At 60.2% G+C, this 13,586-nt stretch carries 14 protein-coding genes; 7 read left to right on the top strand and 7 right to left on the bottom strand.

Annotated elements, in window-relative coordinates; genetic code table 11:
- Window positions 1-34 precede the first annotated feature (34 nt).
- Window positions 35-937, top strand: coding sequence for an alpha/beta fold hydrolase (locus tag EJA72_RS03305; protein WP_157710114.1), 903 nt, complete (start codon window positions 35-37; stop codon window positions 935-937).
- On the opposite strand, the gene EJA72_RS03300 is transcribed toward EJA72_RS03305, so the two are convergent.
- A complete protein-coding gene (locus EJA72_RS03300; protein WP_157710120.1) occupies window positions 906-1,889 on the bottom strand; it encodes a GlxA family transcriptional regulator in 984 nt (327 codons plus the stop codon). The genes EJA72_RS03305 and EJA72_RS03300 overlap by 32 nt on opposite strands.
- Window positions 1,890-1,979: 90 nt before the next feature.
- Between EJA72_RS03300 and inhA the strand changes: the two genes are divergently transcribed.
- Window positions 1,980-2,663, top strand: a complete 684-nt coding sequence (gene inhA / locus EJA72_RS03295; protein ID WP_157710113.1) for an isonitrile hydratase — start codon at window positions 1,980-1,982, stop codon at window positions 2,661-2,663.
- A gap of 362 nt (window positions 2,664-3,025) precedes the next feature.
- Here inhA and EJA72_RS03290 read toward each other — a convergent pair whose 3' ends face one another.
- Window positions 3,026-3,511, bottom strand: coding sequence for an SRPBCC family protein (locus tag EJA72_RS03290; protein WP_157710112.1), 486 nt, complete (start codon window positions 3,509-3,511; stop codon window positions 3,026-3,028).
- A gap of 190 nt (window positions 3,512-3,701) precedes the next feature.
- Here EJA72_RS03290 and EJA72_RS03285 point away from each other — a divergent pair, with 190 nt between their 5' ends.
- Window positions 3,702-4,691 carry an ADP-ribosylglycohydrolase family protein gene (locus EJA72_RS03285; protein WP_157710111.1) on the top strand — a complete coding sequence of 330 codons (990 nt, stop codon included), beginning with the start codon at window positions 3,702-3,704 and terminating at the stop codon, window positions 4,689-4,691.
- A gap of 48 nt (window positions 4,692-4,739) precedes the next feature.
- On the top strand, window positions 4,740-5,141 hold the full coding sequence (locus tag EJA72_RS03280; protein ID WP_157710110.1) for a lysozyme inhibitor LprI family protein: 402 nt from the start codon (window positions 4,740-4,742) through the stop codon (window positions 5,139-5,141).
- A gap of 145 nt (window positions 5,142-5,286) precedes the next feature.
- Here the strand turns inward: EJA72_RS03280 and peaD are convergent, their stop codons facing one another.
- The 4 genes from peaD to peaA all read right to left on the bottom strand — a co-directional run bounded on the left by peaD (window position 5,287) and on the right by peaA (window position 9,848).
- A complete protein-coding gene (gene peaD, locus EJA72_RS03275; RefSeq protein ID WP_157710109.1) occupies window positions 5,287-6,405 on the bottom strand; it encodes a quinohemoprotein amine dehydrogenase subunit beta in 1,119 nt (372 codons plus the stop codon).
- Window positions 6,406-6,430: 25 nt separating this feature from the next.
- Window positions 6,431-6,754 (bottom strand): quinohemoprotein amine dehydrogenase subunit gamma, encoded by a 324-nt coding sequence (gene qhpC / locus EJA72_RS03270; protein ID WP_008145336.1) that lies wholly within the window; start codon window positions 6,752-6,754, stop codon window positions 6,431-6,433.
- Between the two features lies 1 nt (window position 6,755).
- Window positions 6,756-8,186, bottom strand: coding sequence for a quinohemoprotein amine dehydrogenase maturation protein (peaB, locus tag EJA72_RS03265; protein ID WP_157710108.1), 1,431 nt, complete (start codon window positions 8,184-8,186; stop codon window positions 6,756-6,758).
- Window positions 8,187-8,267: 81 nt separating this feature from the next.
- Window positions 8,268-9,848 (bottom strand): quinohemoprotein amine dehydrogenase subunit alpha, encoded by a 1,581-nt coding sequence (gene peaA, locus EJA72_RS03260; protein ID WP_157710107.1) that lies wholly within the window; start codon window positions 9,846-9,848, stop codon window positions 8,268-8,270.
- 342 nt (window positions 9,849-10,190) lie between these two features.
- On the opposite strand from peaA, the gene EJA72_RS03255 reads away from it, so the two are divergent.
- A complete protein-coding gene (locus EJA72_RS03255) occupies window positions 10,191-10,547 on the top strand; it encodes a hypothetical protein (RefSeq protein ID WP_157710106.1) in 357 nt (118 codons plus the stop codon).
- A gap of 48 nt (window positions 10,548-10,595) precedes the next feature.
- On the opposite strand, the gene EJA72_RS03250 is transcribed toward EJA72_RS03255, so the two are convergent.
- Complete coding sequence (locus tag EJA72_RS03250) at window positions 10,596-10,850, bottom strand: DUF1652 domain-containing protein (protein WP_157710105.1); 255 nt, start codon at window positions 10,848-10,850, stop codon at window positions 10,596-10,598.
- 200 nt (window positions 10,851-11,050) lie between these two features.
- Between EJA72_RS03250 and EJA72_RS03245 the strand changes: the two genes are divergently transcribed.
- Complete coding sequence (locus EJA72_RS03245; RefSeq protein WP_157710104.1) at window positions 11,051-11,776, top strand: hypothetical protein; 726 nt, start codon at window positions 11,051-11,053, stop codon at window positions 11,774-11,776.
- Between the two features lie 220 nt (window positions 11,777-11,996).
- The gene (locus tag EJA72_RS03240; protein WP_157710103.1) at window positions 11,997-13,487 is read left to right on the top strand and encodes an aldehyde dehydrogenase; all 1,491 of its coding nucleotides are present in this window, start codon (window positions 11,997-11,999) and stop codon (window positions 13,485-13,487) included.
- Window positions 13,488-13,586: the final 99 nt, after the last annotated feature.

Genomic DNA, 13,586 nt, shown 5'->3' with positions numbered 1-13,586 from the left:
CAGTGGTTGAGCAATCAACTCGCAGGAGAGTCGTATGAGCCATAAAGCGCTGATCCAATATGCTCGCAGCCCAATCATGAAGCTTGCCTACGAAGAACATGGCCCCGCCACCGGCGACCCCGTCATCCTGCTTCATGGCTTCCCCTACTCGCCCCGCGCATTCGATGAAGTCGCCCCGGTTCTCGCCGCCAAGGGCTACCGCGTCATCGTTCCCTACCTGCGCGGCTACGGCCCGACCCGTTTCAACAGCCCGGACACTTTACGCTCCGGCCAGCAAGCCGCCCTCGCCCAGGATTTGCTGGACCTGATGGATGCGCTGGGCATCCGTCAACCCGCGCTTTGCGGTTATGACTGGGGCGGTCGCGCCGCGTGCATCGTCGCGGCGCTGTGGCCGGAGCGCGTGCGCTGCCTCGTCACCGGCGATGGCTACAACCTGCAGAACATCCCCCGTTCTATCGAGCCGCTGGACCCGGAAACCGAGCACCGCTACTGGTATCAGTATTATTTCCACACCCCGCGCGGGGTCGAAGGCCTGACTAAAAATCGTCGCGCGTTCTGCGAATTGCTCTGGAAATTGTGGTCGCCGACCTGGTCCAAAGGCGCTGAGCTCTACCCCTTGAGCGCTCCGGTTTTCGATAATCCGGACTTTGTCGACGTGGTGATTCACTCCTACAGGCACCGGTTCATGTACACGCCGGGCGATCCAGCGCTGGAGTGGATGGAAGCGGCGCTGACCCGGCAACCGCCGATCAACGTGCCGACGATTTCCCTGTGCGGTGCTGACGATGGCGTCGGACCCGCACCTGAAGTCGACGAGGATATCGCGCATTTCACCGGCCATTACGAGCGGCGCGTGCTGGCGGGCGTGGGTCATAACATCCCCGAGGAAGCGCCCGAGGCAACCCTCAGAGCATTGCTGGATCTGCTTGAGCGCTGACCGAAAACCGCTCGCGATAAGCTTGCGGGGTCACGCCCATGGCCCGGATAAAACTGCGTCGCAACGTCTCCTCGCTGCCGAATCCGCATTGCACGGCGACCCGTTTGATCGGCACGCCGGTATCGCTGAGCAGTCGTCGCGCCGTTTCGACCCGGATCAGTTCGATCGCCCGCGCCGGGGTTTGTCCGGTGTCGGAGCGGTAGTGGCGGACAAAGCTGCGTTCGCTCATGCCGGCCTGCAAGGCGAGTGTCGGGACGCCGAGGTCCTTGGTCAGGTTTTCACTGATCCAGGCATGAAGGTCGTCGAAACGGTTGCCTACTTTCTGCAAGGACAAGGTCACGCTGAATTGTGACTGGCCGCCGGGGCGCTTGAGGAATACCACCAGCTGTTGCGCGACTTCGAGGGCCATGGTGCGGCCCAGGTCTTCTTCGACCATCGCCAGCGCCAGGTCGATACCGGCGGTGACCCCGGCAGATGTCCACACTGGCCCGTCGTTGATGAAAATCGGATTGGGCTCGACCTGCAACAAAGGGTGCTGCTGCGCCAATTGCTCGCATCGCGTCCAGTGCGTGACCACGCGCCGGCCATCAAGCCAACCGCTGGCCGCCAGCAAAAACGCGCCGGTGCACACCGATGAAACCCGTCGACAGGTCTTGGCGTGTTCCCGCACCCACGCCACCAGCGGCGCGTCTTGCGCCGCCGCGTAAACGCCCCATCCACCTGCGATCACTAAAGTGTCGCTGCCCTGCCCGGGCAATGGTTGCGCCAGCAACGCCAACCCCGCCGACGACATGACCGCCCCGCCGCTGCTGGCGATCACCGTGGGTGCATAGGGCGCCGGCAAACCCTTCTGGCGGGCGATGTCGTTGGCGGACGCGAACACCTGCAACGGCCCGGTGACGTCGAGCAATTGCACGTTGGCAAACGCGAGCACATGAATGGTTTTCGGCATCATTGGCGTAATTCGTGGGTTGATTGGCGTATACGCCAAATCCTACGAGTCTACAGTGAAGTCGTCCACCCACTTGCGGAGAAAAATGCCATGACGTTACAGATCGGTTTTCTGCTGTTCCCCCAAGTCCAGCAACTGGACCTGACCGGCCCTTACGACGTGCTGGCCTCGCTGCCGGACGTGAAAGTGCATTTGATCTGGAAGGACCTGATGCCTGTCACCGCGAGCACGGGACTGGTGCTGAAACCGACCGTCACTTTCGACGACTGTCCGGCGCTGGATGTGATCTGCATTCCTGGCGGCAGCGGCGTCGGGCCGTTGATGGAGGACGAGGAAACGCTGGCCTTCATCAAGGCGCAGGCGGCGAATGCGCGTTACGTCACCTCGGTGTGCACCGGCGCGCTGGTGCTGGGCGCTGCGGGCCTGCTGAAAGGTAAACGCGCCACCACGCACTGGGCTTATCACGAGCTGCTCGCACCGCTGGGCGCGATTCCGGTCAAGGACCGGGTGGTGCGCGACGGCAATTTGTTGACCGGTGGCGGGATCACCGCGGGGATCGATTTTGCCTTGACCCTGGCGGCGGAGCTGTTCGACAAGGACACGGCGCAGCTGGTGCAATTGCAGCTGGAATACGCCCCCGCGCCGCCGTTTGAATCCGGCAGCCCGCAGAGCGCGCCCGCTTCGGTGTTGCAGGAAGCCCATCGGCGCACTGCACCGTCGTTGCAGCAACGGACACTGATTACCGAGCGGGTGGCAGCCACACTGAACCTGTAGGAGCACAGCTTGCTCGCGAAGAACGATGACGCCGCTCCACTGACTTACCGCGGCGTCCCCTTCGCGGGCAAGCCTCGCGCCTACAAAAGGCCAGGCGAAAAAAAACCCGCCAGAGGCGGGTTTTCCCAAGACCATTGTCGACTCCCTGTCGATAGCGAATCCTTGCTGATGGTCGATCATCCGTGATCCTGAAGCACTCCCTGTGCTTCAGTTGATGGGGCTAGATTACCCATGGGATCCAATCCACAACAGACGACATAGCTACCATCGCGTGTAAGACATTCGCCATACCACCCCTTCCGAAAACCCTTAGGTGCGCCAGACAAATCGTTCGAAAGCCGCGCGTTCTTTGGCGTGCAGCCCTACTCCTCGCGTACGCGGTTTTTGGCGCTGATTTTCAGAAACTCTTCGATATTGTTCATCTGCTCATCCCAGCCGCGACTGTCCATTCGGAACGCCTTGAGCCTGCGCGATTGGGGAATGTGATCGAAACCGGATTCGGTGACCTTCAACAAGGTGCCGTTATCCATGTCTTCGAGCTCGAACTTGACCAGGGTGGTGGGTTCCTGGGAGTAGTCGACGGTGGGCTCCACCGCGTACGGGTGCCAGCGGAAGGAAAAGACCCGTTCCGGTTCGACCCGCTCCACCAGCACGTTCCACAGCAAGTGTTCATAACCGGGGTAAGTAATCTGCCCCTGGGTCCACTCGCCGGCGACAAAACGCTTGCCTTCCAGCGCCACGCCAAACCACTGCCCGAACGCCTCGGCGTTGGCCACCACACGCCAGACCAGCGAGCGCGGCGCTTTAAGCAGGATCTTCCTTTCAATGCGATCTGATGCCGGGTTCATAAGTCACCTCCTGTAATGAACAGTAGGCCTGTAAGACCACAAGACCAACCCTAAAGTTGTATCAAACGGACTTGGCAATCAACCCTGCGTGAAATATTCGGCTGCATTTTCGTCTCTATGCACCGGCCTGAAAGCAGGCTGAAGCTGCTACCGTTTGCCAATACGTCGATGATTCAGACAAGGAAGATTCATGCAGCCCTCACTGACAGAGCGTTTCCGCGGAGCCCTGCTGGGCCTGGCCTGCGGCGATGCCGTGGGTACCACCGTCGAGTTCCAGCCACGCGGCTCGTTCAAGCCGTTGAACAACATGGTGGGCGGCGGTCCCTTCGCCCTGAATCCCGGGCAATGGACCGATGACACCTCGATGGCGCTGTGCCTGGCGGAAAGTCTGCTGACCCAAAACGGCTTCGATGCGGCCGACCAGATGGGCCGCTATCTCAAATGGTGGCAACAGGGCTATCTGAGCTCAACCGGTGAATGCTTCGACATTGGCATGACGGTGAGTGACGCACTGATCCGCTATCAGGAAACGGGGGCTCCCTTCGCTGGCTCCACTGATCCGTACACGGCCGGTAATGGTTCATTGATGAGGCTGGCGCCAGTGGTGTTGTACTGTTTTCCGGATAGCGACCGGATCAGGACATTTTCCGCACAAAGTTCCCGCACGACCCACGCGGCACCAGAAGCCATCGAATGTTGCCAGTTGTTTGCCGAGCTGATCGGCAAGGCACTCAAAGGCGACCTCAAGGCGGATATGCGCAGGCTGTCAGACACAGCATTTGTGCAGCCTAAGGTTGCTGAAATTGCCCGAGGCGATTACCTCGGCAAGTCCAAAAATACTATCCGCGGTAGCGGGTACTGCGTCGAATCATTGGAAGCAGCCTTGTGGTGCTTTCATCACACTCACAGCTTCGAAGCCGCCATTCTGGAAGCCGCGAACCTGGGTGATGACGCTGACACCACCGCTGCAATTGTCGGTCAATTGGCCGGGGCTCATTACGGTGCGCAGGGCATTCCCGACGGCTGGCTGGCCAAGCTGCATTGGCGCGAATATATCGAAACCATGGCTGACGGTTTGCTGAGGGCGGCCCCCTTTGGCTCCCTTCATATCGGGCCCTCCCATTACGCGCCTTGGCTTGAATACGAAGCGATGGAAAAGCACATTGAACGGCGGGCTTAGATGACGGATAACTGCACCTCTTCTTTTCCGGTCACAACGAGAATCCCCATGAACTCACGCATTCTCCTGGCGCTGACGCCAATGTTGTTCATGACCCCAGCCCATGCCGCGGACTGCGACAACGCCACCGACCAGGCCACGATGAATCAATGCGCGGCGCAGCAGAACAAGGCGGCGGACAAGGAGTTGAATGCGCTTTATCAGCAGATCACCGCACGTTTGAAGAGCAATCCCGACAGCAAGAAGTTGCTGGTCGGTGCCCAGCGTTCGTGGGTGGCGTTTCGCGATGCCGAGTGCAAGTTCTCGAGCGCGGGAGTGGCTGGCGGGAGCGTTTATCCGCTGATCTATAGCAATTGCGTGACTGAATTGACCAAGGCGCGGGTGGAGATGTTCAAGAATTACTTGAAGTGCCAGGAGGGGGATTTGAGTTGTCCGGTGCCGGGGGTTTAAATTTTTAGTGCCTGTCAGGGCCTCATCGCGAGCAGGCTCGCTCCCACAGGGTTCAGGGGTGTTTACACGATAGTGATCACACCGAAGATCCACTGTGGGAGCGAGACCGACTTGCCCGCGAACGCGTCAGATCAGTCGCCGCTATTTACCGAACAAACACCTGCGCCGTGGTTATCGCCATATCCCCACCCGGCATCTTGATGCTGCCGATCTGCTTCAGGCTGTCAGCATCGAAAATCGCCACATCGTTGAACGTCCCGGCCAGGTAGATCTTGCTGCCGTCCTTGTTGAACGAAATGCAGTAGTACGAATGATCCAGCGTCGCAGCCTGCAGCATTTTCTTCTGCTTGATGTCGTACTTCGCCAATCGGTTGAGCACCCCGAACATCAGGTTCGGGTCTTTTGGCGAGCGCATGCCACTGAAGTAGATTTCCGTCAGGGGACCGAAGTCGGTGGTTTCGGTCTTGCCGGTTTTCAGGTCGATGCTAAACAGCCCGTAGAGGTAATCGGCGGTCAGCGGGTCCTGCTTCTTGTCCTTGAATTTCGCGGCGGTGTAGAGCAGCGAGAAGTCATGGCGATAGGTCTGCTGGTTCCACACATACAGCACATCCGGCGCGCTGTAGCCCGCCCGTTTCCAGTGACGGCTAGGAATCAGCACGTCGAATTTGCCGGTCTTCACGTCAACCTTGTAGACGTCCGCCCCCGCCACATACAGCGTGCCGTCATCGCCACTCTGCATGATGGTCAGTTGCCGTGGCGCCGGGAAACTGCGCACGGGTTTGGCGTCCATTCCGGCATCGGTCTTGTACACATCGAGCCGGGGTTGTTGCACCTCGTAGTGATCGTTGAGCATCAACGTCGGGTTGGCGATGGTGAACAGTTCCTTGCCGTCATGGCTGAGGGTGAAGGCGAACATCGACTTCGCTTTCTCTCCCGGCTTCTGAGTGATGCTGGCGTGGAACACCTGTTTGCAGCTGTCCAGCTCAACCCCGTAAACGTCCGCGTAGTGGTTATTCAGCACATACGCAGTCTTGCGATCCGGCGACAACTGCACGGTGCCGGGACCGAACGCGTCCGGCATCTTGCAGGTCTTGAACACGGTGTCCGTGGCCAGGTCGATCACGTTCAGGTTGTTCGGGTAATTGGTGGTCAACATGTACTCGTGACCGTCTTGCAGTGCGCTGTTTTCTTCGGCCAGAACAGTGAGCGAACAGGTGCTCAGGACGGCGAACGCGGCCAGGCCGCAGGCTTTGATGCTAGGCATGCTGGAATCCTTCTTCTCTGTCCGATCACTTGTCTTTCGGGAAGACAGTGCCAAGGTTGCGCCAGTTTTCGTTGGACGCCTGGGCATCCTTGTTCCAGTCCGGGTAGGTGCTCATCATGTCGGGCACCTGGGCCGGCCACCAGCAAGGGTCGGAGCAGCCGTAAAGGTCGGCCTCCATCGGTTGGCACAGCGACGACACACCGCCAAACGCGTCGATCTCCCAACCCGGGTCAGTGGTCGAGGCGCAGCCCGCGACAGAGCTCATTGCCACCACTTCTTCGATACGGTTTTCGGCCGCGGCCTCATCGAGTTTCAACGCTTTATTATTGATTGCCTTGAGATGTTTCATATCAGTGAGCCTTGCGCGGAGTGATGTAGCTGCTGATAAACGCAGGGTTGTTGGCCATGATCCGGGTGTATACCTCGATGCCGAAGTCGACCCAGTCACGCATCAGTTCGCAATAGTGATAGGTCGGGTGGGTCGGGTCGCCGTACCGGGCGTAGCTCTCGTGGTAGCAGCCGCCGGAGCACAGGTTGCGGATCTGGCAGTCCTCGCAACCGGTGTTGGTGCGGTCCAGGCGTTGCGACAGGAAGTCGTTCAGCTCGACCTGTTTGACGCCGCTGTGCACGTTGCCGAAGGTCGGCAGGCTCGAACCGGTAAAGCGGTGGCACAGGTTCAGTTCGCCCTTGTGATCCACCGCCAGCATCTTCAGGCCCGCGCCGCACGGCAGGGCTTTTTTGTGGCCTTCGTGGATGTCGGTGATCAGCTGGTGCAGGTTGGAGAAACCGATGTTGCGGTGCTCCAGCGCTGCCTCCAGATACCGCCGGCCGAGCTTCTTCATGTTGGCGAAGACTTCGATCAGCTCGTCGCTGCTCAGGTTGAAGGTGCTGATATCGCCGGACGTCACCGGAGCAAAGCCTACTTCAGCAAACCCTAGTTCATTGAACAGGTGATCCCAGATGGTTTCGACGTCGGTAACGCCGGTGGTCAGGGTCACCCGCGCGCCCACAGGACGGCTGTTGTAGCGCGACAGCAGCATTTCGGCCTTGCGGCGCACCACATCGTACGTGCCCTGCCCGCCCACGGTGATGCGGTTGCGGTCGTGCACGGTCTTCGGTCCGTCGATGCTGACGGACAGGCCGAAGCGGTGGGCGTTGAGGTAGTCCACGGTCTCTTCGGTGAGCAGCGTGGCGTTGGTGGTCATGACGAACTCGACGAACTTGCCCGCCTCACGGAAACGCTTCTCGCAATAGTCGACCATGTACTCGATGAGCTTGCGATTGCTCAGCGGTTCGCCACCAAAGAACACCACGGTGAAACGCTCTTCGTCCGGTGACTCGCGCAGCAGCATTTCCACGGAGGCGATGGCGGTTTCGACGTCCATTTTCTTGCCGGCCGATGGCTTGTCGAGGTCTTCCTTGTAGCAGTAGGTGCAGCTCAGGTTACAGCCGGTGTTGACGTTGAGCACCACGGTATTGATCGACGTGCGCTCGACCCGTTTGGTACCAATGTCCGGGGTCAGCGGCGAGCCGTCGCTGACCAGTTCCAGAGACATCAACTCACGCAGGGTCTCAGTGATTTCTTCGCCGTTGAAGCGCTCGGCCAGGCGCTGGATCAGGTCGTCCGAAGAACACCCGGGCCCGCGCAAGGTATCGATGATGGAGCCGGTCAACTCATCGCTGGCAAACAGCGAACTGCTCGGGATATGGAACAGCATGCGGTCGGCATCGACGTGCACTTCGTGCAGGTTCCGCTCAACCAGATTCAAAATAGCGCCCATTGCAACCTCCTGTGCACACCCCGTTTGACGGGGCCTGCGGTCATTCCAAAAAGTGTCTGATGCGGTGAACGGTCAGCCAACTCAAGGAATGGGTGGATTGTTCCAGCGTTGCACGGTGACGATCATGTGGCCCTCGCCGGTCAGGGATTTCCCTGCGTCGTCGACGGCGGCAATGACCTTCAGGTTGCCGGCATTGTTGGTGGACATTTTGCGTTGCGGGTTCGGCCCGGCATCGCCAGGAGTGAACACGCCTCTGTCAGCCTGCATGGTGCCGGCGAACTTGACGTCTTCGTCTTCCTTGGCGCGGTCGTCGAAGGCCTCGACCTTCCATTGCGCCGGGAACACGCCGATGCGATATGGCTTGCCGTCCGCGCCCTTGCCCCAGGCTTCAGCATCGAAACGGCCCTGGACCTTGGGCGTCGAACCGCCACCCTCGCCGATTCGTGCCACCGAGAATTCGGGCACGACTTTGACCTGGGCGATGCTGTTGTAGACGGACAGGGTCGGGCCTTTCAGCGCGCCGACGGTCACCGCGCGCAGACCTGGCTGGGCATTGGCAGCGGCCTTGAGCTTGACCTTGATCCGCTCCGGGCTCTGCTCGATCACTTCCACCACGTCGACGCCTTTGCCGAAGTTCGGCTTGCCCGTGAGACCGCTGCCGACCAGGGTGACTTCGGTTTCGCTACCGGCTTTGAGATAACCCGGCTGCACCGCCAGCAAACGGCTTGAGCCCTGCTTGGCGGCTACGAAGTCCAGCCCGCGCTCATCGTGTTCGGCCTCAAACATCCGGCCTTGCATCGCACTGCCTTGGGCGGCGAACACCTGACGCAGGGTGACGCCGTCGATGGTCACGTTGCCGCGCCATTCGTAGCCGGTGTACAGGATTGCGCTGCCATCGCCGTTGAATGGCGTGCCATCGGCATATTGGCCCTTGATGCTGACCTTGAACGTGTCGCTGCCATCGGCCGTCACGCTCATCACCCCGGCCAGTTCACCTTTGCCCGGCAGATGGCCACTGAAGCTCCAGTCACCGACGAACGCCTCGGCTTTCGGCGCTGCGCTCAGCCATTTTTTCCAGGCCGGGTTGTCCAGCGGATAGCGCTTGGCCAACAGCGGCACCATCTCCTTACGGGCAATGTCGAACCAGTCGCGGTCACGAGCCAGGGCCTGGTATTCCAGCGACGGCCACTGGCCGAGGTGGAAGTTCACCAGGCGTTCCCACTCCTGGGCCGGACGCCGTTGCAGGGCGATCCGCGCGCCGGAGTGGCAGCGGCCGCACATCTGGCTGGTCTGGTCGTCGAACTTCTCGACCGTGTTGAGCCGTCGCTCCAGCGCATACCGCACGCCATCGGTTTCGCTCGGTGCCAGCCCCTGCGTGTCGGCGAGGTATTTGACCAGGGTGCGGCGGTCATCATCGCTGATCTGCAAGCCATGCATGGTCTGCATGCGCGCAATGCTCATCAACCAGCCTTCCGGCGTTTTGCGCTGGTGGCTGATGCGGCTCAGGGCGTTATCGGCTTCAGGGGTGTGACAGCCCTGACAGGTTTCCTTGAGGATGGTCTGGGCGTCGCGGGCTGCCAGGCTGTCAGGCGAATGCAGCGCCACACACGCGGCCACGGCCAGCAGACTGACACTCAGGCCTGATCGGAGTTTTCTCTTCATCAACGTCGAACCTCGCACGGTGCTTTCTTATTTTTGTGGCTTATCGTTTTTATGGTTTCTGCCGTCGGCGGCGAACCGCTGACAGAGGCAAGAGAAACGTCTGCGATGAGCAATACACGGAGCGTGCCAGCTTGCCGATTAGCTTTTTAATCAAGCGGTTGCGTGAAGTTGCCTGCGTTTTTCCCTGCTTGCGCGATAACGTCTGCGTCTAATATCGCGACAGGTGTTGCAGTCTGAGACAAGCATAGATGGCGTTGCCGGAACAGCTCATCGCCCGACGATTGACGGCTGTCCCGTGCGGGGGCGAAATAGTTGTTCACCAATTGCCAGGGGGATATCGCAATGGCAAGCATCACTGTCCTGGCGGGGGACTTTCTGCAGGGTGACGGGGAATACAGAGACGGCGTTTTCACGTTGAGAACGTCGCTTCACCCGTGGCCCGGCATCACCCTGCCACTCTCCACGTTCAAAAGCGTGGAAGTCGCCAACCAAGACTCCATCAGCAACATCAAGGACGCCATCGGTTTCGGCGTCGCCGGCGCCATGCTCCTCGGTCCCATCGGCGCGATTGCCGGTTTCATGCTGGCCGGCAAAGAAACCGAAGTGACCTTTCTCGCCACGCTAAAGGACGACAGGAAATTGCTGGCTGCCGTGGATGGCAACACGTTCGACGAGATTTGCCGGAAAATCGCGGCCTGATTACTTAACGCGAGCCGCACCGGTTCAACGGTGCGGCTTGAGGCCGGTTCAAATGGAAAAGGTCGGATGAATGCTTTTGTGCGCCGCGATTTCCTGGCGCATGTCCGCCACCAGCGTGGCGATGGCATGAGGGCTGTCCAGCGTCCACACGGGGACGTGAGTGGCAATCAGGTCCACCTTGCCCGTCATGCAGTCACAGACCCGGATCGTCAGGGACTGGTCCGCTTCCATGTTGCAGGTGCAGACGGCGGGTAGAAAACTGTGTTCGATGATGCTTTGAATTTCCAGGGTTGAAAGGAACATCGCAACCTCCCTTACGCCAGATGTGTAAAGGGGAAATGCTCCGTCATTTCACCCACCGAGCCAGAAAATTCTAGCCCTCTATAGTGGGTGCCTCAAGGTCGCGACCCGGTTGCTCGTCGTCTCGCCGGCACTCCCCACGCTCAAGCTTCACAGCTGCCAGCCGATAACGTGCCGATACCAAACGTTAAGGGAATGACGACATGGCAATTTCATTGAATAGCGCTTTTATCCAGCCTTCAGCCGCTCAGCTCAGCCAAAGCAGCCAGCCATTGGCCGCGAAAACGCTCACTGAAGACCAGCAGAAAACCGCGACGGATCTCAATCCTGCGGCGATCTACCATCCCGGCGATGACACACAAACCGTGAGCCCGACGACGCAAACGATCGAAACCTGGGTCGGACGCCCGCAGTCGCCTGACTTCCTGCAAGTCGCGGAGCGCCACAAGAACGCCCATGAATCACTGAAGGGCGCGTTCGAAGCCTTCCAGTCAGCGTTGACCCACACCTATCCCGATCTCGCCGACAAAAAGTTCGGCTTCACCGTTGAAGCCGATGGAAGCCTCAAGGCCCTCGACAGTTCAGGCCAGCTCAGCGCGTCCGATATGGATCAACTGAACACGTTGCTGAACGCCTCCAGCTCGTTGAAAACAGCCGCGAGCAGCTACCGCGATGCTTCTGTGGATCTGGTGGCCGCCGACTCCGTGTGGGGAGGCAGCTACCTGGGCGGGTACAACCTGAACAAGGACAATTTTGCCAGCACCATTGATCTCGCCGCCCTGTTCGTCAAGAAAGGCCCGGTGCCGACCGCTGAGTCCCTGAACGGCCTGTTTTCCCATCAATTGTGGAGCAAAGGCGAGGTCATGACGCGAGAGTCGGAAGCGCAGATGCTGGCCGGACGTGCCAACAAGGTCGACGTAAAGATTTGATTCCGACAGGAGGTGGTTTTTGCCCGGGGCTTAGACATCGCTCCGGGTAAAAACCCGTCTCTTGAATCTCAGCAGTCGTCGCGATTTGCGACAGAGAAACAGAACCCACCGGCCCCGAATTCGATCCGGCGCCCGCCGTTAAAGGGCTGTACGGCCCTTGCGGCCAGTTGGCACAGCCATTGCGAAAGCCTCGTTCTCACGAACAACAAGAGGTCTCGCCATGCCCCTCCCTTATCTGCTTCCCGCCACCTCGGCATTCATCCAGCGCGCCCCGCGCATGCTGATCGGCGCCGAATGGGTCGAGGCCGCTGACGGCCAGACCATGCCGCTGCACAACCCGGCCACCGGCGAAGTGCTGTGCGTGGTGCCACGGGCCACTCCTGACGATGTCGACCGCGCGGTACTCGCCGCCCGTCAGGCATTCGATGATTCCGCCTGGACCCGCACCCGCCCACGGGAGCGCCAGAATCTGTTGTGGAAACTCGCCGACCTGATGGAGCGCGACGCTGAACTGCTGGCGCAGCTGGAATGCCTGAACAATGGTAAAAGCGCGGCGGTGGCCCAGGTCATGGACGTGCAACTGTCCATCGATTTCCTGCGCTACATGGCGGGCTGGGCGACCAAGATCGAAGGTTCCAGCGTGGAAGTCTCGTTGCCGCTGATGCCCAACGATCAATTCCACAGTTTCATCCGCCGCGAAGCGGTGGGCGTGGTAGGCGCCATCGTCGCCTGGAACTTCCCGTTGCTGCTGGCCTGCTGGAAGCTTGGGCCCGCACTGGCCACCGGTTGCACCGTGGTGCTCAAACCTGCCGACGAAACCCCGCTGACTGCGCTCAAACTAGCCGAGCTGGTGCTTGAGGCGGGCTACCCCGAAGGTGTGTTCAACGTGGTCACCGGCACCGGCATCACTGCCGGTTCGGCCCTGACCCACAACCCGCTGGTGGACAAGCTGACCTTCACCGGCTCCACCGCCGTCGGCAAGCAGATCGGCAAGATCGCCATGGACTCCATGACCCGCGTCACCCTGGAACTGGGGGGCAAGTCGCCGACCATCGTCATGGCCGATGCCGACCTGAAGACGGCCGCCGCCGGTGCCGCCAGCGCGATTTTCTTCAACCAGGGCCAGGTGTGCTGCGCCGGCTCGCGGCTGTATGTGCAGCGCAAACATTTCGACAATGTGGTGGCGGACATCGCCGACATCGCGAACGCCATGAAGCTCGGTAACGGCCTGGACCCGAGTGTCGAGATGGGGCCGCTGATCTCCGCGCGCCAGCAGGAACGGGTGTACGGGTACATCGAAAAAGGCCGGGAAAGTGGTGCGACCATCGCCTGCGGCGGCGAGCAGTTCGGGCCGGGGTTCTTCGTCAAGCCGACGGTGATCGTCGATGTCGATCAGAAGCACTCGCTGGTGCAGGAGGAAATCTTCGGCCCGGTGCTGGTGGCGATCCCGTTCGATGACGAGGCCGATGCGCTGCGCATGGCGAATGACAGCCCGTACGGGCTCGGGGCGAGCATCTGGTCGAATGACCTGGCGGCGGTGCACCGGATGATTCCGCGGATCAAATCCGGTTCGGTGTGGGTCAACTGCCACAGCGCACTGGACCCGGCGCTGCCGTTTGGCGGATACAAAATGTCGGGGGTCGGGAGGGAGATGGGGTATGCGGCGATCGAGCATTACACCGAGTTGAAGTCGGTGTTGATCAAGCTTTGATTGGTAGGTTTTTTTAGATCGCCATCGCGAGCAGACTCGCTCCCACTTTGGAATGCATTCCCCTGTGGGAGCGAGCCTGCTCGCGATGAGGCCAGTTCG

The organism is Pseudomonas sp. PB120 (genome assembly GCF_009761815.1).
In the GTDB taxonomy this organism is placed as follows: domain Bacteria; phylum Pseudomonadota; class Gammaproteobacteria; order Pseudomonadales; family Pseudomonadaceae; genus Aquipseudomonas.
Note: the sequence above shows the minus strand (reverse complement) of the source record. Positions and strands in the feature narration are given on the sequence as shown.

Coding starts and splice junctions, on each gene's coding strand:
- EJA72_RS03300 (WP_157710120.1), bottom strand. CDS start 1,889: ATGCCGAAAACCATTCATGTGCTCGCGTTTGCCAACGTGCAATTGCTC.
- EJA72_RS03285 (WP_157710111.1), top strand. CDS start 3,702: ATGCAGCCCTCACTGACAGAGCGTTTCCGCGGAGCCCTGCTGGGCCTG.
- EJA72_RS03240 (WP_157710103.1), top strand. CDS start 11,997: ATGCCCCTCCCTTATCTGCTTCCCGCCACCTCGGCATTCATCCAGCGC.
- EJA72_RS03245 (WP_157710104.1), top strand. CDS start 11,051: ATGGCAATTTCATTGAATAGCGCTTTTATCCAGCCTTCAGCCGCTCAG.
- peaA (WP_157710107.1), bottom strand. CDS start 9,848: ATGAAGAGAAAACTCCGATCAGGCCTGAGTGTCAGTCTGCTGGCCGTG.
- qhpC (WP_008145336.1), bottom strand. CDS start 6,754: ATGAAACATCTCAAGGCAATCAATAATAAAGCGTTGAAACTCGATGAG.
- EJA72_RS03290 (WP_157710112.1), bottom strand. CDS start 3,511: ATGAACCCGGCATCAGATCGCATTGAAAGGAAGATCCTGCTTAAAGCG.
- EJA72_RS03255 (WP_157710106.1), top strand. CDS start 10,191: ATGGCAAGCATCACTGTCCTGGCGGGGGACTTTCTGCAGGGTGACGGG.
- peaD (WP_157710109.1), bottom strand. CDS start 6,405: ATGCCTAGCATCAAAGCCTGCGGCCTGGCCGCGTTCGCCGTCCTGAGC.
- inhA (WP_157710113.1), top strand. CDS start 1,980: ATGACGTTACAGATCGGTTTTCTGCTGTTCCCCCAAGTCCAGCAACTG.
- EJA72_RS03250 (WP_157710105.1), bottom strand. CDS start 10,850: ATGTTCCTTTCAACCCTGGAAATTCAAAGCATCATCGAACACAGTTTT.
- EJA72_RS03305 (WP_157710114.1), top strand. CDS start 35: ATGAGCCATAAAGCGCTGATCCAATATGCTCGCAGCCCAATCATGAAG.
- peaB (WP_157710108.1), bottom strand. CDS start 8,186: ATGGGCGCTATTTTGAATCTGGTTGAGCGGAACCTGCACGAAGTGCAC.
- EJA72_RS03280 (WP_157710110.1), top strand. CDS start 4,740: ATGAACTCACGCATTCTCCTGGCGCTGACGCCAATGTTGTTCATGACC.